This window comes from Gemmiger sp. An120, from assembly GCF_002160955.1.
Taxonomy (GTDB): Bacteria; Bacillota; Clostridia; order Oscillospirales; family Ruminococcaceae; genus Gemmiger_A; species Gemmiger_A avium.
Window position 1 is genome coordinate 66266 of the sequence record NZ_NFLN01000007.1, and the last position, 19795, is coordinate 86060.

Genomic DNA, 19795 nt, shown 5'->3' on the forward strand with positions numbered 1-19795 from the left:
GCCGCAAAGCCTGGGTAGCCCGCGCCGGGAGCCTCCCGTTACCGGGGCAGGGGCGTGTTGGCGCTCCGCTGAGTGGCCGTGTTTTCGCGGCAAGCAAGGTGGCACCGCAGGTGTCGGCGTTTTATGAACTGTCCGGCCTGTCCTTGCACAGTCTATCACTGTGCGGGGGCAGGCCGTTTTGTATTTCCTCCCCCGGCAAAAAGGAGGCGCATCGCTATGACGAACCGTTCCCACCCTCACGCCCCCACCGCGCGGCGATGGCGCCGATGGCGCGGCTGAGAGCCGTTTTCCGCCATCCACACCGCCAGAACAAAAGAAATGAGGGTATTGTCATGACCATGAAAAAATTGTTTGCCGCCGCCGCATCCGCCCTGTTCGCCCTGTCCCTGACCGCCTGCGGCGCGGGTTCTTCCTCTTCCGCCGCCGGCACCTCCTCCACCGCGGGCAATTCCTCCGCCGGCGAGGGCTACCGCATCGCCATCGTGCAGCAGATGGACCACGCCTCCCTGGACGAGATCCGGCTGGCCATCGAGGCCGAGCTGGACGCCAAGGCCGAGGAGCTGGGCATCACCATTGAATACAAAGAGTTCAACGGCCAGAACGACCCCACCCTGCTGGGCCAGATCGGCACCCAGGTAGTCAGCGACGGCTTTGACGCCATCATCCCCATCGCCACCCTGGCGGCCCAGCAGATGCAGCTGGCCACCGAGGGCACCGACATCCCGGTGGTGTTTGCCGCCATCTCCGACCCGGAGGGCGCGGGCATGACCGGCGAAAACGTGACCGGCACCAGCGACGCGCTGGACACCACCATGATCCTGGACATGATGCTGGCCCAGAACCCGGATCTCAAGACCGTGGGCCTGCTGTACAGCCAGTCCGAACCGAACAGCGCCCTGCCCATCGCCCAGGCCAAGGAATACCTGGACAGCAAGGGCATCGCCTATGTGGAGCGCACCGGCAACACCAACGATGAGGTCATCAGCGCCCTGACCAGCATGCTGGACCAGGTGGACGCCATCTTCACCCCCACCGACAACGTGGTGGCCGCCGTGGAACTGGCCATCGCCCCCACCATGATCGAGGCGGGCGTGCCCCATTACGCCGGCGCGGACTCCTTTGTGCGCAACGGCGCCTTTGCCACCTGCGGCTGCAACTACACCGAGCTGGGCGCGGTGACCGCCGACATGGCCATTGAGGCCCTGCAGACCGGCACCATCCCCGCGGTTCAGCAGGTAGCCGGCAACATCATCACCGTGAACACCGAAACCGCCGCCGGCCTGGGCGCAGACTACAGCATGTTTGCCGATATGGCCGAAAGCCTGGTGGAGGTCACCACCACCGAAGACTGATCCTCTCCGCCGCAAACCCCTCGCGGCCGGGGCCGTGCCGGGCAGGCTGTCCGGTGCGGCCCTGCGCGGGGGGCGCGGCGTTTGTGGTATTCCAAGCTGTAAGGAGGCTGAATTCCCATGTCATCCTTTCTCACCCTGGCCATCGTGCAGAACGCCCTGGAACTGGGCTTTGTCTACGCGCTGGTGGCGCTGGCGCTCTATCTGAGCTACAGCGTGCTGAACATCGCGGACCTGTCCACCGACGGATGTTTTGTGCTGGGCTGTGCGGTGGGGGCCACCGTGGCCCTGGCCGGCCATCCGGTGCTGGCGCTGTTTGCCGCCATGGGCGCGGGCGTTGTGTCCGGCTTTGTCACCGCCTTTCTCCAGACCCGGCTGGGGGTGCAGAGCATCCTGGCGGGCATCATTGTAAACACCGGCCTGTACACCGTGAATATCGCGGCCATGGGCTTTTCCAGCAACCTGAACCTGTTCACCGTTGATACCCTGTTTACCCGGTTTGCAGCGCTGCTGAGGGGCACCCCGCTGGAGGGCTGGGGCGGCCTTGTCCTGGCGGCGGGCATCACCCTGCTGGCCACGCTGGCACTGCGGCTGTTCCTGGGCACCCGGCTGGGTCTGAGCATTCGCGCCACCGGCGACAACGCCGATATGGTGCGTTCCTCCTCCATCAACCCGGCTTTTACCATCACGGTGGGGCTGTGCATCAGCGGGTCGCTCACCGCCCTGTCCGGCGCGGTGCTGGCCCAGTACCAGAAAACCTGCGATGTAAACCTGGGCACCGGCATGGTGACCATCGCCCTGGCCAGCCTGATCATCGGCGAGACCCTGCTGGGCTGGGCCGGGCCCCGGGCGCGGATGCTGGCCCCGGTGGTGGGCAGCGTGGTTTACCGGTTCATCATGGCCATCGCGCTGCGGCTGAACCTGCCCGCCGAATGCCTGAAGCTGGTCAGCGCCATCATCGTGGCGGTAGCCATCGCCGCGCCCCGGCTGCGGCAGCTGGCCGCGCTGCAGAAGCGTAAAATGGCGGCCGCCGGCGCCCGCCGCGCCCGCGCCGCGAAAGGAGGCGATGCCGGATGCTGACCCTGACCGATCTGAGCAAGACCTTCAATCCCGGCACCGTAAACGAGAAAAAGGCCCTGCAAAAGGTGAACCTGCACCTGGCGCCGGGGGATTTCGCCACCATCGTGGGCTCCAACGGGGCGGGCAAAAGCACCCTGTTTGCCGCCATCGCCGGCGGCTTTTACCCGGACGAGGGCAGCGTGGAGCTGGACGGGCAGGACGTGACCTTCCTGCCGGAGCACAAGCGCAGCCGCCAGCTGGGCCGCCTGTTCCAGGACCCGCTGCGGGGCACCGCCCCCCATATGACCATTGAGGAAAACCTGTCCCTGGCCTATCTGCGGGCCAGCCGGGCCAAGGGCGGCATCCTGAGCCGGGTGACCAAGGCGCAGCGGGAACTGTTCCGGGAGCGTCTGGCCTCGCTGGGCCTGGGCCTGGAGGACCGGATGAAGCAGCCGGTGGGGCTGCTGAGCGGCGGCCAGCGGCAGGCGCTGACCCTGCTGATGGCCACCCTGGTGACCCCGAAGCTGCTGCTGCTGGACGAGCACACCGCCGCCCTGGACCCGGGCACCGCCGCGGTGGTGCTGGACCTGACCGAAAAGATCGTGGCGGAAAATCGCATCACCTGCCTGATGATCACCCACAACATGCCGGACGCGCTGCGGCTGGGCAACCGGACCCTGATGATGGATTCCGGCCGGATCGTGCTGGACGTGCAGGGCGAGGAGCGGGCCGGCATGACGGTGGCCGACCTGCTGGAGCGGTTTGGCCGCAGCACCGGCCGCGCCATGGACAACGACCGCATCCTGCTGAGCGGCCTGGAATAAACCGAATCTGTACCCCGGAGGCCCGCGCCTCCGGGGTATTTTGCGCTTTACACAAAGTTTCTCCGTTTTTCTTGTACATGTAATACAAAACCCATCGGCCCCGTGGCGGCAAAAGATTGTCGATTTTCCAAGCTGTTCAAGCGGGTGCGGGGCGGCTATAATAGGTGCGGTGCCGCGCGGGAAGGGAAAGCCCGCCGCGGCCGGGAAGAAACGCGGCCAAAAAGGGCCGCAGCGGGAAAGGCGGCAAGAGGCCGCACAGAGGGAAAGTGAGGAACATATCATGGAACAGACGCGCACAGCCGGGCCGGCGCGGCCCTCGCTGCTGAAGATGACCTGGCCGGTGTTCATCGAGCTGCTTTTGCAGATGCTGGTGGGCAACATCGACCAGATCATGCTCAGCCGGTACAACGATACGGCGGTGGCCGCGGTGGGCAACGCCAACACGGTGATCAATATCCTGATCCTGACCTTTAACGTGATCAGCCTGGCCTCCACGATTCTGGTCAGCCAGTATCTGGGTGCCCGGCAGGAGCAGACGGTGCGGCAGGTATACGTGCTCAGCTGTCTGGTTAACCTGATGGTAAGCCTGACCCTTACCGTCGGGCTGCTAGCGGCGGCGGGCCCGCTGGTAGCGCTGATGGGGGTGCCCGCCGAAGCCGCGCCGGAGTGCCTAGCCTATCTGCGGGTAGCGGCGCTGAGCCTGCCGTTCCAGGCGCTGATGCTCACCTTCAGCGCGTTTCTGCGGGCCCACGCCCGGATGACCGTCATCATGCTGACCACCGGCCTGATCAACCTGCTGAACATCGCAGGCAACACCGCCTTTATCTACGGTCTGGGGCCCCTGCCCCAGCTGGGCGCCGCGGGCGCGGCCCTGTCCACCACCCTGTGCCGGATCGCGGGCACGGCGGTGCTGGCGGCGGCGTTTCTGCGCAGCGTGCCCGGCGCCACCCTCTCCCCTGCCCTGCTGCGGCCGTTTCCGAAACCGCTGCTGCGGCGGCTGCTGGGTATCGGTCTGCCGGCGGGCGGCGAGGGCCTGTCCTACAACCTGAGCCAGGCCGCCAGCCTGGTGTTCATCAACGCCATGGGTACCTACGCCGTCACCACCCGGATGTACGCCTCCATGTTCGCCCAGGTGTGCTACATGCTCATCAGCGCGGTCAGCCAGGCGGTGGCCATCCTGGTGGGGTACTCGGTGGGTGCGCGGGATTTTGACCAGGCCAAGCGGGACAACGCCCGGGTGCTGCAGCTGTTCCTGCCCATTACGGTGGGCATTGCCCTGGCGCTGGCGGTGTTTGCCCGCCCGCTCTACGGTTTGCTGAGCACCGATCCCTGTGTCATTGCGCTGGGCGCCCGGCTTATGTGGATCGAGGTCGTGCTGGAGATCGGCCGCTGTTTGAATATTGTGCTGGTGCGCAATCTGCAGGCGGTGGGCGACGTGCGGTTCCCGGTGGGCGTGGGGATCCTGAGCCAGTGGATCATCGCCGTGGGCATGGCCTGGGTACTGGGTGTCTGGCTGCAGCTGGGCCTGGCGGGGGTCTGGCTGGCCTACGCGCTGGACGAGAACCTGCGGGGTGTGATCTTTATTTTCCGCTGGCGGCGGGGCCGCTGGCAGCAGATTGAGACGGTATAAACTGTGTTTTTTTACCGGCACTTTACACAAACCGCGCATTTTATGCTATAATAGGGTATCTGACTTGTTTCAAAGTTGTAACGGGCCGTATCATGGGCCCTGCTTCCAAGGAGGTACTTCGCTATGAATCTGGCTCCGCTTCCCACCGGCGTTCTGCGTATGCGCGCCGGCCTGGACGAGCTGGTATTTTACCCGGACCAGCGGCCCATCCTGCCGGACCGGCTTTCGGCCATGACCGGCAGCGGCCAGCCGCTGCTGCCCTGCCGCCTGCTGGACGAGGATGGCCGGGTGGCCCTGGTATACGATGTAGGCAGCCGGCTGCGGATCAGCAAGCTGCTGCGGCTGCGTCCGCAGGAGATCTGGCCCGCGGCGGCGGCGCTGCGGGCGCTCTGCCTGGCGGTGCAGGGGCTGCCGGCGGCGGGCCTTGGCCCCGAAGGGCTGAGCTTCTGCCCCGACCACATCTTCTGGGACGCGGCACGGAAGGGCGTATACCTGACCTATCTGCCCCTGCCCTGTGAGCAGGACCCGGAACAGCGGCTGCGGGACGCGGCACTGGAACTGGCCCGGATCGCGCCCGGCACGCCGGACGCCCGGCGGCTGGCGGATTATGTGTCCCAGCCGGATTTCTCGTCCACGGGGCTGCGTCACCTGGCGGAGAGCATGATGGCCGCTGAGCCGGCCCGCACCGACGAGATCGAGGTGCCGCTCTATCCCGTGCAGGAGGAGTTCACCACCTTTATCGAGAGCGCGCCCCGGCCGGAGGGTACTCTGACCAGCGCCACCGGCAACCTGTATGAGCTGCAGCGGCGGCAGATGCTGGCGGCTGCCCGGCAGGAGGGCGGCGGCGTGCGGCTGTGCATCACGGCGGGGCAGGATTCCAGCCATGTGAACGTGTCCCAGCTGCCCTGTGTGATCGGCCGCAGCCCGGAGATGGCCCAGCTGGTGCTGGAGGATCCGCAGCTGAGCCGCCGTCACGCGGTGCTGGAATGGGTGGACGGGCGCCTGTGCGCCCGGGACCTGGGGTCCAAGAACGGGATGTCGGTGGACGGGGTGCGATACCCGGCAGGCCAGGCGGTGCCGCTGCCGGTGGGGGCGACCCTGACGCTGGGCCAGACGCTGATCACGGTGGAAGGCCTGCTGGACAGCGAATCGGTATAAACCAACACACAGAACCGCCGTTTTGAAGCGAAACGGCGGTTCGATTCGTTATATTGTCAGAAAACGGGGTGATTTATATGGGCAAAAGCGCATTGATTCTGGAGGGCGGGGCCTTCCGGGGGAATTTCACCAGCGGCGTGCTGGATGTCTGGATGGAGGAAGACCTGTGGACCGACGCGGTGGCCGGTACCAGCGCGGGGGCGCTGAACGGGCTGTACTACGCGGCCCGGCAGCCGCACACGGCCATCCGGGTAAACACCGAGTTTGCCCGGGATTCCCATTACGTGGGGCTGCGGGCGTTCGCGGCCAGCCGCAGTTTCGTGAACTTTGATTATTTGTTCGACGATATCTGCAAAGAGCGGATTCCCTTTGATTTTGAGGGATTGGAACATTCTCCGATCCGGTACATGGCGGTGGCCACCAACTGCGACACCGGCAAGGCGGCCTATTTTGAAAAGGGCGGCCCGGTGGATGTGTATCAGGCAGCGCGGGCGTCCAGCAGCATGCCGCTGTTCAGCCCCTTTGTGACGCTGGAGGGCGAGCCCTATCTGGACGGCGGGATCAGCTGTTCTTTCCCGCTGCAGTGGGCGCTGGACGAGGGATATGAGAAGATCGTGGTGGTGACCACCCGTCCGCTGGGATTCCGCAAGGAGCGGCTGAGCAAGCGGATGAAGGATCTGTATTATGCCCGGTACCGGCACTGGCCGGAGCTGATGAAAGCGCTGCTGTATATGCCGGTGCAGTATAACAAACTGATGGATCTGACCGACCGCCTGGCGGAAGAAGGCCGGATCCTGGTGGTGCGGCCCGCCGCGCCGCTGGCGGTGGATCGCCTGGAACGGGATCCGGATAAGCTGCAGCTGGTCTATTCCCAGGGCCGCGAGCAGGGCCTGCGCGCCGTGCCGGCTCTGCGGGAGTTGCTGGCGGAGTAAGAACGAAGCTGATCTGGGGGATATAACATATCCCCCAGACCCCCGGAAATCAGGGCCGGAATACTCCGGCCCTTGGAACAAAACAAAATCGGGCCGGTGCGTATTGACATACGCACCGGCCTTACTTTATATAAAATTTTCTATGGCCGAAAAGATTCGGTCATGTATTCCGGGGGGCCGGGTCTGCGAAGCAGCTGGGTCTCCAGTGGAGACCCAGACCGGCAGCGCGGTCGGCGCAGCCGGGCGGGCGCATCGTTGTTGCGCCCGCAGCGCTGGGGGGAATCGTTGATTCCCCCCCTATCATCCCTCGCTCCCCTCGGTCAGGTGTTTCCAGAACGCCCGGCTGGCGGCGCTCAGGGGGCGGCCCTGGACGCGGGCGGCGTAGATCCAGCGGGGCGGCATGCTGAACGCCAGCCGCAGCGGGGTGACCGCGCCGCTCTCCACCAGCGGCCGGGCCAGCCCGGCAGGCACAAACCCCACCCCCAGATCATGCTGCACCGTTGCCAGCACCAGGTCGGCGGTGGTCACCTCCACCTCCGGGTTCAGGTTCAGTCCCTTGGCGGCAAACAACTCGTCGTAAAAATCCCGGGCGCAGGTTCCCGGTTCCAGGCAGATCATCGGCAGCCCGGCCAGATCCCGCAGATGCAGCGGCTTGCGTGCCAGATGCGCCATTCCCGGCCCCGCCACCAGCATCTCCTCCACCCGCACCAGCGGATGCAGCCTGACCTCCTTGCCTGTCTGCACCGGGCCGCTCACCACCGCCATCTCCACCCGGCCGCTGCGCAGATGGGCTAGCGCCTGGGGCGTGGTTCCGTTGTTCAGATGCAGCCGCACCCCCGGCCACCGGGCCCGGAAACTGTCCATCCGGTCCAGCAGCAATTCATGCAGGGCCGTCTCGGTGGAACTCAGCCGCACCACGCCGCCCTGCAGGCTCAGCGCCCCCGCCAGTTCCGCTTCCCCCTGCTGCAGCCGCTCGCAGGCCGGGCCCACCGTGTGATACAGCAGTTCCCCCTCCGCTGTCAGGCTCACCCCGCGGCGGGTGCGCACAAACAGGGTGCAGCCCAGCTGCTGCTCCAGGCTCTGGATGCACCGGGTCACCGACGGCTGGCTGCTCATCAGCGCCCGGGCCGCCCCGGTAAAACTGCGGCTGCGCGCCACCTGGCAGAACACCCGGTAATACTCAAAGTTCACCGCCATATACGGCACCCCCTGTTTTTTGTCCGAACCACGTTCGGCGTTTTTCTGTCTCCTGCGCCGGAAAATCCGCCCGCCGCCCCGCTTTCAGGGCTTCCGGGACCGCCCGGTCTGCCATACGCTTTTGTTATAGTATAAATACAAAACCGGCATTTTGCAAATCGTTTCTTCTGCGCTATACTATACAGCGTAGCCGTCCGCCGTCCGGGCGGGCGGGGTTTTTGCAGTGATAGAGGGAGTGTTCGTTTATGATACAGGACCTTACGGTCGGCCAACCGGCACAGGTACTGCGCCGGTACAGTGTGCCCATGTTTGTGGGCGTGATTTTCCAGCAGATGTACAACATCGCCGACAGCGTCATCGCCGGCAAGTTCGCTGGTGAAGCGGCGCTGGCCGCGGTGGGCGCCAGCTACTCCATCACCATGATCTTCATGGCGGTGGCGGTGGGCAGCCAGATCGGCTGCAGCGTGGTGATCAGCCAGCTGTTCGGCGCCAAGGACTACGGCCGCATGAAGACCGCTGTCTCCACCACCCTGATCAGCGGCTTTGTGCTCAGCGCGGTGCTGGCCGTGGCGGGCGTAGGTGGCAGCGGCTGGCTGATGCGGCTGGTCAATACCCCGTCCGACATCTTTGCCGACGCCCAGCTGTATCTGGGCATCTACGTGGGCGGCTTCGTGTTCCTGTTCCTGTACAACGTGGCCACCGGCATCTTCAACAGCCTGGGCGACAGCCGCACCCCGCTGTACTTCCTGATCGGCTCCAGCCTGTCCAACATCGTGCTGGACTGGGCGTTTGTGGCGCTGTTCCACTGGGGCGTGGCCGGTGTGGCCTGGGCCACCTTCCTGGCACAGGGCGTGGCCTGTGTGCTGTCCCTGATCGTGCTGCGCAGCCGGGTAGCCCAGGTAAAGTGCGAGGAGCATCATCCTCTGTTCAGCCTGGCCGCCCTGGGCAGCATTGCCCGCATCGCGGTGCCCAGCATCCTGCAGCAGAGCTTCATCTCCATCGGTGATATGTTCATCCAGGGCCGGGTCAACAGCTACGGCTCCAGCGTGATCGCCGGCTACTCCGCCGCCATCAAGCTGAATACCTTCACCATCACCAGCTTCACCACCCTGGCCAACGGCGTGTCCGGCTTTACCGCCCAGAACGTGGGCGCCGGCAAGCACGACCGGGTCCGGCAGGGCTGGGGCGCGGGCATCCGCCTGGCACTCTGCGTGGCGGTTCCCTTCTTCCTGGCCTTCTTCTTCGGCGGCCGCATCTGCCTGGAACTGTTCATGAACGCCGAGGCTACCCAGCTGGCCCGGGATACCGGCATGCAGTTTCTGCGGATTGTCTCCCCGTTCTACTTTGTGGTCTGCTTCAAGCTCATCAGCGACGGTGTGCTGCGGGGCGCGGGCTGCATGCGGCTGTTCATGGCCGCCACCTTCACCGACCTGGCGCTGCGCGTGATCCTGGCCTTTGCCTTCTCCAACATGCTCAACGCCGCGGTAGGCGTCTGGATGGCCTGGCCGGTGGGCTGGTGCATCGCCACCGCCATGTCCCTCTTCTTCTACCTGCGCGGGCACTGGATGCCCGCCTGGAGCAGCGACGCCGCCTCCGAAGCGGCCGAGGAACTCACCGAAGAGGTCTGCGCCATCGAAGAGGGCTGATAGTTCCTTACGCGTTTCTCTTCCTCCTTGCCGGCCGCAAGCCCGGCTTTCGCCGCGTTCCCACCTCCTCCGGGAACGCGGCCTTTTTGTTTTCAACAAACAATGCGCCCCGCGTGGAAAACTCCGCGCGGGGCGCACAGCTTGTAGAAAAAGCTGCTCTCTTTTCTTACCGAAAGGGGAGAGGGTGTGGGAGAGGACCATCAGGGCCCTCTCCCACTTGTAATATTCCCGTTTTTTCTGCGCGCAGAGCAGGAAAAACGGCGGCTCAGACTGTCGAAAAGACTTTTTCGACAGTCTGAGCGCCCCGCGTGGAAAACTCCGCGCGGGGCGCATTCTGTTTTGTATTCAGGCGTTTTCGTAGGTTTCCCCATCCACGCCGATTTCATCGTCGGTCATGTTGGATTCCACCCGTACCTGGGCCGCCAGCTGCTCTGCGCCGGCCTGCGGCGCCAGCACCGGATCCAGCCACAGGGTCATGGTCTGGCTGTCGTCGCTCCAGGTGAAATACAGGCTGGCCAGATCCGCCCCCTGCAGCGCCTCGGCCTGCTGCCGGCAGGCTTCGGCAAACGCCTCTGTGCTGTCAAAGGGGCCATACAGTTCCATCTCGCAGCTCACCCGGGCTGCCTGCCGGGCCTGCTCATCGGTAAGGCCCAGTTCCCCGTTCAGGCTTACATACACGTCCGTCCGGTAGACCTCGCTGCCGTCCAGGCAGGCGTTTATCTCCTGTTCGGCCTGCTGGCGCACGGCTTCGTACTGCCCGGGCCGGTAGTATTCCGCCACCATGGGGATCAGCGAGGCCACGCAGCCCGCGCCCAGCAGAATCAGGCTGATGAAGATGCTCACCAGATCGTAGCGCACCCGTTCGCCCCGGCGGCCCCGCCAGAGCATCTCCGCGCCCAGCGCGATCAGCACCAGCGGCGCCAGTTTGAGCACGGCAACAGCCGGAAATCCCGGCACAAAATACACGCACAGGATAAACAGGCCGGCAGCGATCAGGGCCAGGCCCATGGTAAAGCTGCCCACCCGGCGGGGCGGCGGCTCGCGCCGGGCAGCAGGGGGTTCCGCCGCAGGCTGCGGCGCAGCGGCCGGTTCCTCCGGGCAGATGGTCGATTCATTCAAACGCTCTTCCATGCTGTCCGCCTCCTTATTCCTCGCCCCGGTACGGGGGAATTTCCTCCCGGTCGCTGTGGGCCGTCCGGGGCCCGCGCACCAGCCAGACGCCTACCGCCAGCAGCGCCACCGCGGCCAGCAGCTGCGGCACATTGTACAGGATGCGTATCATCCATTCCAGCCCCAGCTGGATGGCCAGATCCAGCAGCGGCTCCCGCACAAAGTTGGTGTACAGCATGTATACGCCCAGCGCCACCAGAATCCAGCCCACCAGGGTGCTGCGTCCCTTGACCAGCTGCAGCAGATTCTGATCCTCGCCCAGGTGCATCATGTAGTCGTCCACAGGCGGATGACCTTCCAGGCAGTTGTAGTGGATATTGAAGGTATCAAAAAAGCTGTACATCCAGACCACCGGAACCAGCATTCCCAGCGGGCTGAACAGCCAGGTCAGCACCACCGAGCCCGCCAGCAGCATGGCCATGGACAGGCCTCGTTTCATGTACCCCTGGTACATCTGGCCCGCGCCGGGCACAAAAGCGAAGCAAAATACAAGAAAACCGTTCTTTTTCATGGTGTGGGTCACTCTCCTTTAACAGAATCGGCGGGCGTGTCGGCCGCGCCGGAAGGCTGATCGAAGGTCGGATGCAGCGCATCCAGCAGATGGTCGGCCGCGTTGCCGAATGCGCCGAACATCTGGTTCAGCGAATCGCTGATCTCCCAGTGGGTCCGTTCATCCGGCACATCCTGCCGCCAGTCGGGCTTCTGGGTGATGCGGCCGAATACGCCGCCGCCCCACAGCCCAAACGCCAGTACCACCGCCGCCGCGGCCACCGCGTACCGGTTCATCACCACCCGGGCAATCCGCTGCCGGATGCGGCGCATGACCGGCAGGGTCAAATCCTCGGGCGGCTGGATCTGCACCGGCTCCGCCAGGGCCAGGTACCGGTCCAGGCATGCGTCGCAGAAGCTCAGGTGTTCGGCAGCTTCCAGACGGGCCAGTTCATCCAGCTGGCCGTCCCGCAGCGCGGCGAGCCCGGCATCGCTCAGATGGCCGTTTTCCAAAAACAATTCCTGTGACATCTCAGCTGTTCCCCCTTTCCTGGATCTGCCGCTGCAGCATCTGCCGCGCGCGGTAAAGCTGGGTATGTACGGTCTTGACCGGCCGGCCCAGCGCCGACGCGATCTCGTCCACGGTGCGTTCTTCCAAAAAGTACATCCGTGCCACCGGACCATAGGGCTGACGCAGCCCCCGCACCAGGTCCGCGATGGCCGCGGCTTCGTCCCGGTCCACCGCCGCCTGTTCCGGGCTTTGGGGGCCCGGCGGCGCCCCGGGCCGGGGCGTTTCCGGCATGGCATCCTCTCCGGGCAGACCCACCTTGCGGCACCAGGCGCTTTTCAGGTGGTCTTTTGCCTTGTTGGCCGCAATGCGGGCCAGCCAGGGCTTGTAGTGCTCCGGCGGGCAGGCGTCCATGTGGGTGTAGGCGGCCAGAAAGGTCTCCTGCGCCAGATCCTGCGCCGTCTGATGATCCTGTACCAGCTGGTAACAAACGGTATACACGAGGGCCTGGTACTGGCCGACCAGCTTGGAAAATTCTGCGTTTGTCATCCAGCCCCTCCCCTCGTTTGTTCCGTTCTGCTTATACTACGAGCGGGCGGTTTGCCTTTCTTCATCTCTGTACGATTTTTCTGCGGAAATTTTTCCCGGTATGCCAGCGCACGGAAAGCAGGCTGCCCGCTGCCGTTCTTCCCGTTCTCTCCGCCGTCCCGCCCGGGCCTTTCGCAGCCAAACCAAACAAGCCCGCCGGCGCCAAAAACGCCAACGGGCCTGTTGTTTGCCCTATACGCCCGCAGTCGGGAACGGTCCGGGGACAATATATGTCTCAGCCTTTTTCGCTGTCCAGGCGCTCGCCCTGCACCGCGTGCATGACCACCCGGTTGCCCTGGGCCGCCCCCACCGTATTGCAGGTGGACAGGGTCATCACCGGCTTTGTGCCGTCCACCTCAACCCCCATGTCATAGAGGGAGCGGTCTTTCATCCCCTGCACAAAGGCGGTAAAATCCTCGCCGGGCAGATAGCCCACCATGTATACGCCCGGATCGGTGCTCAGCACCTTTTCAATGGAGAACACATCATACTGCCAGATCCCCTCCGGCGTGTAGAGGATGAAGGAGGCCTCTCCCCCGTTTTCCAGGAAAAAGGATTCCTCCAAATAGCTTTTCAGCTGTCCGAACATGGAGCCGTCCTTCATATTGTGGCCGTACACGATGGCATGCCAGTCCAGGATCCCCTCGTTGTTTGCCTCCAGAAAGATGCTGCCGCCGTTGTTCCAGGTGCCGTCCGGCAAAGTGCGCAGATACTGGGTGTTGGTGCGCCCATGTACAATGGGAAAATCAATATTCATCAGCGGCCACTGAATCCAGCCCACCACATCGGGCCAGTCCTGGCGCAGCGCGTCAAAGTCCACATCCAACAGCGCGGGCCCCTCTTCTTCCGAAGTGCTGGCCGGGGCGGTGTACTGCTGCTGCATCTCATCAAAGGTCCGGGCGCTCTGCCGGTATCCCCACCAGGTCCATACCATCACGCCCAGCGCGCCCAGGGCCACCAGCCCCGCCGCGATCTGCACAAACAGCCAGAATCGGTCACTGCGGCCGGATTTTTTCTTGTCGTTCTTTTCCATCGGGTTTTGCGTTCCTCTCTGTATGCGTTTGTCAGCGTCGCTGCCCTGTGCCCTCGCCCGCCTGCGGCAGCAGAATGCGTACACGTTTATAGTTTCAGTATACGCCCGCGGCCCGGCCGCTGGCAAGCCTGTTTTCCCGGCAGCAGCCAAAAACGGGCCCCGGCGTTGCCGCGCCGGGGCCCGTTTTATCTGTGAATCGCTCTATGCCTTTTGGGAAGGATCACCGCAGCGGTTTACTCTTCCTCCTGGCCGCCCTTGCGCTTGCGCAGAGCCACCAGCACGATCAGCAGGATCGCCAGCAGGCCCACAACGCCGCCGATAACCATCGGCATGCTCACGCCTGCCTGGGCAGTCTCACCACCGGCCTCCGGGGTGCTCTCGTCGGGGATCTCCTCGCCGCCAGCCTGCGGAGTGCTCTCGTCCGGGATGTCCTCACCGCCGGCCTGCGGGGTCTCCTCGTCGGGGATCTCCTCGCCGCCGTCACCAGCGCCGCCGTCACCAGCGCCGCCATCACCGCCGCCAACAACACCAGCGCCGCCCACCAGGTTCACGTCGTTGTAATTCACAACCACGTCACCGTTCACATATTCGGTCACTGTGTTTACGTGTACATTCTGGGTGTAATAGAAAGTGAAAACCGTCTGCCCGTCTTCCAGAATTTCCTGGGTCTGCACCGCACTGCCTACCACAGTAAACTCATCTACCGCAATAGCAGTCAGGGTCAAAGGCAGGCCAACCGTAGCTGTACCGCGTACACTGGGGGCTACTTCTTCGTCTGTCCCCTGCCGCAGATACTGCACCAGGTAACTGCCTTCGTTACGGTCGCCTTTCAGCGCATACTCAGCAACAAAGTCGTAATCCGCGGTCACAGCAGACCCCGCTACATAGCCTGTATCGGTACCCACCGCAGTGGTCACAGTATAGTTGCTGTCAGTGCCGGTAACCAGCGTGCTGTTGGGAGTGGGGGCATTCGGCGCCGTTTTATCACTTGTAACCAGCACGGCAACTACCGTCTTGTCAGCATTTACATAGACATTCTTTTCTTCATCTGTATCATAGTTTTCCTGAAGATAGGTAATGTACTCATCGGTAAAGGAACCGTGCTCACCAGCCCGGAAGGTTACCACATAACCGGTATCATCTGCTGCAAATGCAGTGGCAACAGGGAGGGCGGCCAGCATGCACAGAGCCATCAGCACCGCCGCAAAGCGTTTCATAAAAGCTTTCCGCATGGCTGCTCACTCCTCCTTCTTTTTCTTCTTTTTAGCCGCCAGGATAAACACCAGAACAGCCAGAGCCAGCACACCTACCAGCGGGGCAAAAGCCATGGGATCACCCGTCCGCACACCATTCAGCCAATACCGGGTCTGAGTAACGACAATGTCCTTCCCTTTCTCATACACTGTCTCAGTACGATTGATGGGAGTGACTTCCTCGGCACGGAACTCAAAGCTGATTCCGCCCATGGCCTCCATGTAGGTAAAATCTGTACCGGTGGCGTCCGGCTTGATGCGCAGCTCCAACACCGCAGAACTATGGGGATCCAGTGTAGCTACCAGCACATAGTCGGTGCCCAGTACATCCGCCTCGTTCAGCACAGCCAACTCAGCAGTGCCCTGACCGCCTACCAGAGTACCCGTCTCTTCATCGGCACGGGTTGTCTGATCAGCCGTGTTACCGAAGATTACCTGGTCATTCACCAGCATGGTCACCCGGTAACCGGTGTCCTGCGAACCACTTTCTTCATTCAGAAGGGTCTGCAACACCTTGGTGGACATATAAAAGTTCACCGATGCATTGCTGTTATTCACAAGGTCAAAGCTGCCGGAGCTCTCTACGCCGGGCATCATGTACTCGAAACCCGTCAGGTCCGAAGAGGAAACCTTGAGTTCAGTGCTGCCGTCATAGGTAACGGAAACGCTGCTGTCCGCGTAGCAGCCAAGGGCTGCCACCAGAGCCAGGCTCAGCACCAGCACAAGGGCAAACAAACGTTTTGTCATCGTATTTCACCTGTCTTTCCGCTGTGCTCAGTCCGAAATGCTCACAATGTTGCCGTTTTCATCCAGTTCCACGTTAACGCCCCAAGCGGACAGGATACCCGCTTTGTTCAGCTCGTTGTCACCTTTTACAAACTGTACGCCTTCGGCCTCGGCCTCCAGGATGATACCCTTGTTGGCATAATCGTTATTTGCGTTAGTGGCCAATTCCAGGGATTCCAGCAGATGGCCAGTCTGTTCACCCGGCTGCAGCGGAGCGCTGAAATAGAACACCTGGGTCTCGCTCTTGGTGCGGCCAGAGAAGAAGCCGCCAAAGGCGTCATCAACCTTCCGGGCACTCATCCAACCGTCATTTTCAGCGGGATTCAGGGTCACCAGCGAAGAATCCAGGTCGGTCCGCTTTTCATAAAGCGGGAAACCGTACTCGTCAACCTCGCCCGTCGGCTCACCCCAATATTTTGTAACGGTAACGCGCACATAGGCAGGCACGTTGCCCTGGTTATACACACTATACGTTTCATCCAGCGATCGATAGCCGCCCGGAGAAACGTCGCTCAGATCCACAGCCCCATCGCTCATAGGACGGAAACTGTTCCAGAGGATGGAAAGCCTCGGCGCTTCAAGGGATGCACCCACAGCGGTGGTTCCCTGCGCCTGCTGTGCGGCCAATGTGCCGCCCGCGGCCACTGCAAACACGAGAGCGGCAGTGACAGCCATTAAAATGTATCTTTTCTTCACTTGAAACTCTCCCTTTTCTTGAACTTGTCTGCAAGTGCCCACAAAAGGAATGCCAGGGCGAAGATCACTATGCAAACAGCGATGCCGCCGGGCGATTGTAAAGCCATGGCGGCGGCGCCCAGGCATGGAACGGAGAATGTAACGACGCCCAAAACCTGGCTGTATAGCACGGGGTATATATCCTCCCCGGCGTTGGCGTCGCCTTTGGTGGTCAGCTTTCCACTGTCCACATCGTTGGAAACCACACGGTGGGTTTCAGAAAGATCACTGCCTGTTCCCTTGGAGTAGGTCACGATATCACCGGCTTGCAGCGCGGCGGGATCGCAGGCCTTTACATAGACCGCACAGCCCACAGGCAGGGCGGGGGTCATGCTGGGGGTAAGTACGCTGTAAATTTGATATCCGAATAATTTTGGAACGGTATGAAGGAGGGCGCAGGCCAGCAAGGCCAGCATAAGCAGCGTGGCAAGCACACTGCAGATTCTGCTTTTCATCCGACCTGCGCGCCTCCTGTTGCTTTCTACCGTCTAAAGGACCAGCAGGTCCTCAAAGGGAGATCTTACTTGTTGTTGAAGGGAGCGTCATCCTTGTAGCTCTCGAAGACCTTGTCCTCAGTGCCGTTGTTGCAAGCATCAACGACCATATCGGCAAAATAGGTCCAGGAAGAACCGTCCATCTCAGGCAGATGCTCAGCCTGGATAGCAAACGCCTGGGTCTTCAGCTGGAAGTTCAGGCCGGCCAGCTCGTTGCCGTAAGTATCGGGCTCAGCGCCGTTGCCCATGCGGTTGGGCTCGCCAATGAAGACGCGGTCGAAGACATTCAGGGTGATGCCGGCGGGGACCTGGTTCAGCGGAGCGGTGATGGACTCGTTTTTGCCGTCGCCATCGGTATCAGCCAGGCCCTGCTTCTTGCCGCTGGCAACCAGCAGGAAGGAGCCGTCCTCCAGACGGAAAGCGGTCCAGGACGGGGTGGTGGTGGTGGGCTCGGTGAAGACATTTTCTTCCGGGGTGGCAGGGATGCCCGCGCATTTCACAGGGCGACGGGTCACAGCGTTCTCGATCAGCTCATAGGCCAGAGCATTCTGCTCGTCGGTCAGGCCCTCGCCCTCGACCCACAGATGAACAGCCACATAGCTGAAAACAGAGTTGTCAGAAACGCTGATGTTCATGTTCTTGTCCAGAACATCACCGGGGACGATATCGTCGAACTTGATGCCGGTGTAGGTGCGGTCGCCATGGCCGCCGATGGTGGTGTTGTCCAGGATTTCGGGATTGCCGTCGCCATCAGGATCGCCGGATTCCCACAGAACGATGTCCACCTCACCGCTGGTGAAGGTGTTGGTCATGGTCTGGGTCTGATCGGTGAAGTAGGCCAGAGTGCCACCCACAGCGATGACCGCGACCAGGCACAGGCTCAGAGCTGCTACCAGGAGATTACGCTTCTTCATGATTAAGTACCTCGTTTTTATTTGCTAAATGCCTGCATACCCGCAGGCGCGTTCCTTAATAAAGGTTCCCCGGCCCGGCCATTGTGGGCCGGGGAAAATGCAAGGATTCAAATTGAACAATTTTGCGTCAGAATCAGGCAGCCTGGAACACGTTATCCTCGACAGCCGCAGCGTAAGCAGCCTCAGCATCCGCGAAACCGGACTGCTGTACAGCGGCAACCTCGATCTTGATATCACCCAGCTCTTCACCAGTAACTTCGCTCAGGTCCATATCCGCAACAGTGACTTTGGTGAACAGAGTGCCCAGATCCCGCACACTTTCCTGGCCAGTCACAGCTTTGTACCAAACATTGGTCTGGTCTTCCACCGGGAGCCAACCCTCAGTAATAGCACCCAGAGTCATGTTCGCGCCAACAGTCACGCGGGCAAAGACATAGGCGTCCACAGCGGTGGTGACGGTCAGCTTGGGAGCCTTGTTCAGGTCCTGTCCAGGTACGACATTGGTGTAATCATAGCCCTTGTCACTATTCGGGGTGATCGTTTCATTCTTGACAGGTACCGGCTGATCCTCAGACAGGGTAACATCAATCCCCGCAGCAAACTGGAAGGTGTTGGTGACAGCGCCATCCGTGTCGGACAGGTAAGCCAGGGTGCCGCCAACGGCGATCACGGCGACCAGGCACAGGGACAGGGCCATCATAAGTACGTTTTTCTTTTTCATGATGAAATCTCCTCTTCTTGTTTTTTAGACGCACCTTGCGCCTTAGGATACATTCGGGTTGGCGGCCGCGCCGCCGGGGGAATTCCTTCCGGTCTCCTGTAATTCAGTTTACCGGAAGGAGGATAAAAAAGCGGTTAAAGCATCGTATGAATTTGATATTTTCTCCGCTCTTTTGCGATTATTCTTCCTTTTCGGAAGATTCGGCGGCCTGCAGGGCTTTCTTCTTGTCTTCCTCACCCGCGTCGATAATGGCCGGGATGAAGTTGAGCAGAATCACCACCACGAGCACACCGCACACCACCATGATACCGGTGGGTGTTTTGATGTTCATGGCGATATAGCCGAGATACGGCAGATGGAACTTGGTTTCGCCAAAGACCTGGCTGAACGCCACTGGACCATCCTCCACCTCGTTGGCGTCACCCTTGGTGATCAGAGTACTCGTCTCCGGGTCAACGCTGACCACCCGGTGGGTGACCATCGTTTCACCGTCTTTAAGCAGGTAGGTGCACACATCGCCGGGCTGCAGCACCGCAGGATCATCCAGCGGCTTCACATAGATCAGGCTGCCTACCGGGATGTTGGGCTCCATACTGCCGGTGAGCACGGCCATCTCCTTGTAGCCCAACAGCATGGGCACCAGGATGATGGCCGCCACCGCCGCCAGCAACAGCAGCACCACCGTGGATAGAAAATTGCAGATTTTTTTAACGATCATTCAGTTTTGCTCCTGGTTGCCTGGGATCAGTTGAACGCTTCCGGACCGTTCGCTTCGGCGCTTGCCAACACGCTCTCGTGGTAGACATAGATGTCGAACAGCGCGCTTTCGTCCGCCGAGATGTTCTCAACGCCGTCGAACAGGGGCTCGGTCTGCTGGTTTTGCGTCAGGGAAACGGTGTAATAGTACCAGCCGTCGTCATTCGGCTGCCAATAGGCACCGGTATCCGTCCACCAAACGTTTTGCTGCGGCCCGAACTCGCCGGTTGCAAAGGTCGCCGTAGTGTTATAGCGAATGGTCATGTCGCCCTCGGTGACCGGAACGGGAGAACCATCCCGGGTGACCACCACGGCGCGGGCCCGCACATAGACCTCGGAGGCGCCATAGTTGACCACATAGGGGGTCTTAGCGCTGGCGTCTTTGTTATCCACCGGCTCCTCGATCTCTGTGTTGACATCGGCCAGGGCGAAGCTGTTGATGACCAGATCGCCTTCTGCCACCAGATAGGCCAGCGTGCCGCCAACCAGCACCACCGCTATCAGCAGAACGGAAAGCAACAAGGTAATAATCGATTTACGTTTCATGTTTCTC

General features: G+C 61.9%; 21 protein-coding genes. 7 read left to right on the forward strand and 14 right to left on the reverse strand.

The window, feature by feature from the left end; genetic code table 11:
* Nucleotides 1-332 precede the first annotated feature (332 nt).
* The 6 genes from B5E65_RS07790 to B5E65_RS07815 all read left to right on the forward strand — a co-directional run bounded on the left by B5E65_RS07790 (nucleotide 333) and on the right by B5E65_RS07815 (nucleotide 6952).
* Nucleotides 333-1352 carry an ABC transporter substrate-binding protein gene (locus tag B5E65_RS07790; RefSeq protein WP_343286394.1) on the forward strand — a complete coding sequence of 340 codons (1020 nt, stop codon included), beginning with the start codon at nucleotides 333-335 and terminating at the stop codon, nucleotides 1350-1352.
* Between the two features lie 117 nt (nucleotides 1353-1469).
* Entirely contained in the window at nucleotides 1470-2429 is a 960-nt protein-coding gene (locus tag B5E65_RS07795) for an ABC transporter permease (protein ID WP_087171206.1), read from the forward strand.
* On the forward strand, nucleotides 2423-3232 hold the full coding sequence (locus B5E65_RS07800) for an ABC transporter ATP-binding protein (protein ID WP_087171207.1): 810 nt from the start codon (nucleotides 2423-2425) through the stop codon (nucleotides 3230-3232). The genes B5E65_RS07795 and B5E65_RS07800 overlap by 7 nt, the downstream gene beginning before the upstream one ends.
* A 280-nt stretch (nucleotides 3233-3512) precedes the next feature.
* Complete coding sequence (locus tag B5E65_RS07805; RefSeq protein ID WP_087171208.1) at nucleotides 3513-4862, forward strand: MATE family efflux transporter; 1350 nt, start codon at nucleotides 3513-3515, stop codon at nucleotides 4860-4862.
* Between the two features lie 123 nt (nucleotides 4863-4985).
* Nucleotides 4986-6020, forward strand: a complete 1035-nt coding sequence (locus tag B5E65_RS07810; RefSeq protein ID WP_087171209.1) for an FHA domain-containing protein — start codon at nucleotides 4986-4988, stop codon at nucleotides 6018-6020.
* 77 nt (nucleotides 6021-6097) lie between these two features.
* Nucleotides 6098-6952 carry a patatin-like phospholipase family protein gene (locus B5E65_RS07815; RefSeq protein WP_087171210.1) on the forward strand — a complete coding sequence of 285 codons (855 nt, stop codon included), beginning with the start codon at nucleotides 6098-6100 and terminating at the stop codon, nucleotides 6950-6952.
* A 300-nt stretch (nucleotides 6953-7252) separates the two neighbouring features.
* Here B5E65_RS07815 and B5E65_RS07820 read toward each other — a convergent pair whose 3' ends face one another.
* Nucleotides 7253-8149, reverse strand: coding sequence for a LysR family transcriptional regulator (locus B5E65_RS07820; RefSeq protein ID WP_087171211.1), 897 nt, complete (start codon nucleotides 8147-8149; stop codon nucleotides 7253-7255).
* 245 nt (nucleotides 8150-8394) lie between these two features.
* On the opposite strand from B5E65_RS07820, the gene B5E65_RS07825 reads away from it, so the two are divergent.
* The gene (locus tag B5E65_RS07825) at nucleotides 8395-9795 is read left to right on the forward strand and encodes an MATE family efflux transporter (RefSeq protein WP_087171212.1); all 1401 of its coding nucleotides are present in this window, start codon (nucleotides 8395-8397) and stop codon (nucleotides 9793-9795) included.
* A gap of 345 nt (nucleotides 9796-10140) precedes the next feature.
* Here the strand turns inward: B5E65_RS07825 and B5E65_RS07830 are convergent, their stop codons facing one another.
* The 13 genes from B5E65_RS07830 to B5E65_RS07890 form a co-directional block, all read right to left on the reverse strand.
* Entirely contained in the window at nucleotides 10141-10926 is a 786-nt protein-coding gene (locus tag B5E65_RS07830; protein ID WP_087171213.1) for a hypothetical protein, read from the reverse strand.
* 13 nt (nucleotides 10927-10939) lie between these two features.
* Nucleotides 10940-11476 (reverse strand): hypothetical protein, encoded by a 537-nt coding sequence (locus B5E65_RS07835; RefSeq protein ID WP_087171214.1) that lies wholly within the window; start codon nucleotides 11474-11476, stop codon nucleotides 10940-10942.
* 8 nt (nucleotides 11477-11484) lie between these two features.
* Entirely contained in the window at nucleotides 11485-11985 is a 501-nt protein-coding gene (locus B5E65_RS07840) for an anti-sigma factor family protein (RefSeq protein ID WP_087171215.1), read from the reverse strand.
* Nucleotide 11986: 1 nt separating this feature from the next.
* Nucleotides 11987-12511, reverse strand: a complete 525-nt coding sequence (locus B5E65_RS07845) for an RNA polymerase sigma factor (protein ID WP_204655379.1) — start codon at nucleotides 12509-12511, stop codon at nucleotides 11987-11989.
* Between the two features lie 274 nt (nucleotides 12512-12785).
* Entirely contained in the window at nucleotides 12786-13583 is a 798-nt protein-coding gene (locus B5E65_RS07850; RefSeq protein WP_087171216.1) for a class B sortase, read from the reverse strand.
* A gap of 233 nt (nucleotides 13584-13816) precedes the next feature.
* Nucleotides 13817-14815: a hypothetical protein gene (locus B5E65_RS07855; protein ID WP_087171217.1), complete on the reverse strand. Its 999-nt coding sequence runs from the start codon at nucleotides 14813-14815 to the stop codon at nucleotides 13817-13819.
* 6 nt (nucleotides 14816-14821) lie between these two features.
* A complete protein-coding gene (locus B5E65_RS07860; protein WP_087171218.1) occupies nucleotides 14822-15583 on the reverse strand; it encodes an LPXTG cell wall anchor domain-containing protein in 762 nt (253 codons plus the stop codon).
* A gap of 27 nt (nucleotides 15584-15610) precedes the next feature.
* Nucleotides 15611-16318: a hypothetical protein gene (locus tag B5E65_RS07865; protein ID WP_143402989.1), complete on the reverse strand. Its 708-nt coding sequence runs from the start codon at nucleotides 16316-16318 to the stop codon at nucleotides 15611-15613.
* A complete protein-coding gene (locus tag B5E65_RS07870; RefSeq protein ID WP_087171220.1) occupies nucleotides 16315-16812 on the reverse strand; it encodes a signal peptidase I in 498 nt (165 codons plus the stop codon). The genes B5E65_RS07865 and B5E65_RS07870 overlap by 4 nt, the downstream gene beginning before the upstream one ends.
* 65 nt (nucleotides 16813-16877) lie before the next feature.
* Complete coding sequence (locus B5E65_RS07875; protein WP_087171221.1) at nucleotides 16878-17765, reverse strand: SipW-dependent-type signal peptide-containing protein; 888 nt, start codon at nucleotides 17763-17765, stop codon at nucleotides 16878-16880.
* 133 nt (nucleotides 17766-17898) lie between these two features.
* Nucleotides 17899-18486, reverse strand: a complete 588-nt coding sequence (locus tag B5E65_RS07880; RefSeq protein WP_087171222.1) for a SipW-dependent-type signal peptide-containing protein — start codon at nucleotides 18484-18486, stop codon at nucleotides 17899-17901.
* A 178-nt stretch (nucleotides 18487-18664) separates the two neighbouring features.
* A complete protein-coding gene (locus B5E65_RS07885) occupies nucleotides 18665-19204 on the reverse strand; it encodes a signal peptidase I (protein WP_087171223.1) in 540 nt (179 codons plus the stop codon).
* Between the two features lie 26 nt (nucleotides 19205-19230).
* A complete protein-coding gene (locus tag B5E65_RS07890; protein WP_087171224.1) occupies nucleotides 19231-19788 on the reverse strand; it encodes a hypothetical protein in 558 nt (185 codons plus the stop codon).
* Between the last annotated feature and the right edge of the window lie 7 nt (nucleotides 19789-19795).

Excerpts from the sequence above, each read along its gene's own strand:
- B5E65_RS07790 (WP_343286394.1), top strand. The coding sequence starts at position 333 with ATGACCATGAAAAAATTGTTTGCCGCCGCCGCATCCGCCCTGTTCGCC.
- B5E65_RS07795 (WP_087171206.1), top strand. The coding sequence starts at position 1,470 with ATGTCATCCTTTCTCACCCTGGCCATCGTGCAGAACGCCCTGGAACTG.
- B5E65_RS07800 (WP_087171207.1), top strand. The coding sequence starts at position 2,423 with ATGCTGACCCTGACCGATCTGAGCAAGACCTTCAATCCCGGCACCGTA.
- B5E65_RS07805 (WP_087171208.1), top strand. The coding sequence starts at position 3,513 with ATGGAACAGACGCGCACAGCCGGGCCGGCGCGGCCCTCGCTGCTGAAG.
- B5E65_RS07810 (WP_087171209.1), top strand. The coding sequence starts at position 4,986 with ATGAATCTGGCTCCGCTTCCCACCGGCGTTCTGCGTATGCGCGCCGGC.
- B5E65_RS07815 (WP_087171210.1), top strand. The coding sequence starts at position 6,098 with ATGGGCAAAAGCGCATTGATTCTGGAGGGCGGGGCCTTCCGGGGGAAT.
- B5E65_RS07820 (WP_087171211.1), bottom strand. The coding sequence starts at position 8,149 with ATGGCGGTGAACTTTGAGTATTACCGGGTGTTCTGCCAGGTGGCGCGC.
- B5E65_RS07825 (WP_087171212.1), top strand. The coding sequence starts at position 8,395 with ATGATACAGGACCTTACGGTCGGCCAACCGGCACAGGTACTGCGCCGG.
- B5E65_RS07830 (WP_087171213.1), bottom strand. The coding sequence starts at position 10,926 with ATGGAAGAGCGTTTGAATGAATCGACCATCTGCCCGGAGGAACCGGCC.
- B5E65_RS07835 (WP_087171214.1), bottom strand. The coding sequence starts at position 11,476 with ATGAAAAAGAACGGTTTTCTTGTATTTTGCTTCGCTTTTGTGCCCGGC.
- B5E65_RS07840 (WP_087171215.1), bottom strand. The coding sequence starts at position 11,985 with ATGTCACAGGAATTGTTTTTGGAAAACGGCCATCTGAGCGATGCCGGG.
- B5E65_RS07845 (WP_204655379.1), bottom strand. The coding sequence starts at position 12,511 with ATGACAAACGCAGAATTTTCCAAGCTGGTCGGCCAGTACCAGGCCCTC.
- B5E65_RS07850 (WP_087171216.1), bottom strand. The coding sequence starts at position 13,583 with ATGGAAAAGAACGACAAGAAAAAATCCGGCCGCAGTGACCGATTCTGG.
- B5E65_RS07855 (WP_087171217.1), bottom strand. The coding sequence starts at position 14,815 with ATGCGGAAAGCTTTTATGAAACGCTTTGCGGCGGTGCTGATGGCTCTG.
- B5E65_RS07860 (WP_087171218.1), bottom strand. The coding sequence starts at position 15,583 with ATGACAAAACGTTTGTTTGCCCTTGTGCTGGTGCTGAGCCTGGCTCTG.
- B5E65_RS07870 (WP_087171220.1), bottom strand. The coding sequence starts at position 16,812 with ATGAAAAGCAGAATCTGCAGTGTGCTTGCCACGCTGCTTATGCTGGCC.
- B5E65_RS07875 (WP_087171221.1), bottom strand. The coding sequence starts at position 17,765 with ATGAAGAAGCGTAATCTCCTGGTAGCAGCTCTGAGCCTGTGCCTGGTC.
- B5E65_RS07880 (WP_087171222.1), bottom strand. The coding sequence starts at position 18,486 with ATGAAAAAGAAAAACGTACTTATGATGGCCCTGTCCCTGTGCCTGGTC.
- B5E65_RS07885 (WP_087171223.1), bottom strand. The coding sequence starts at position 19,204 with ATGATCGTTAAAAAAATCTGCAATTTTCTATCCACGGTGGTGCTGCTG.
- B5E65_RS07890 (WP_087171224.1), bottom strand. The coding sequence starts at position 19,788 with ATGAAACGTAAATCGATTATTACCTTGTTGCTTTCCGTTCTGCTGATA.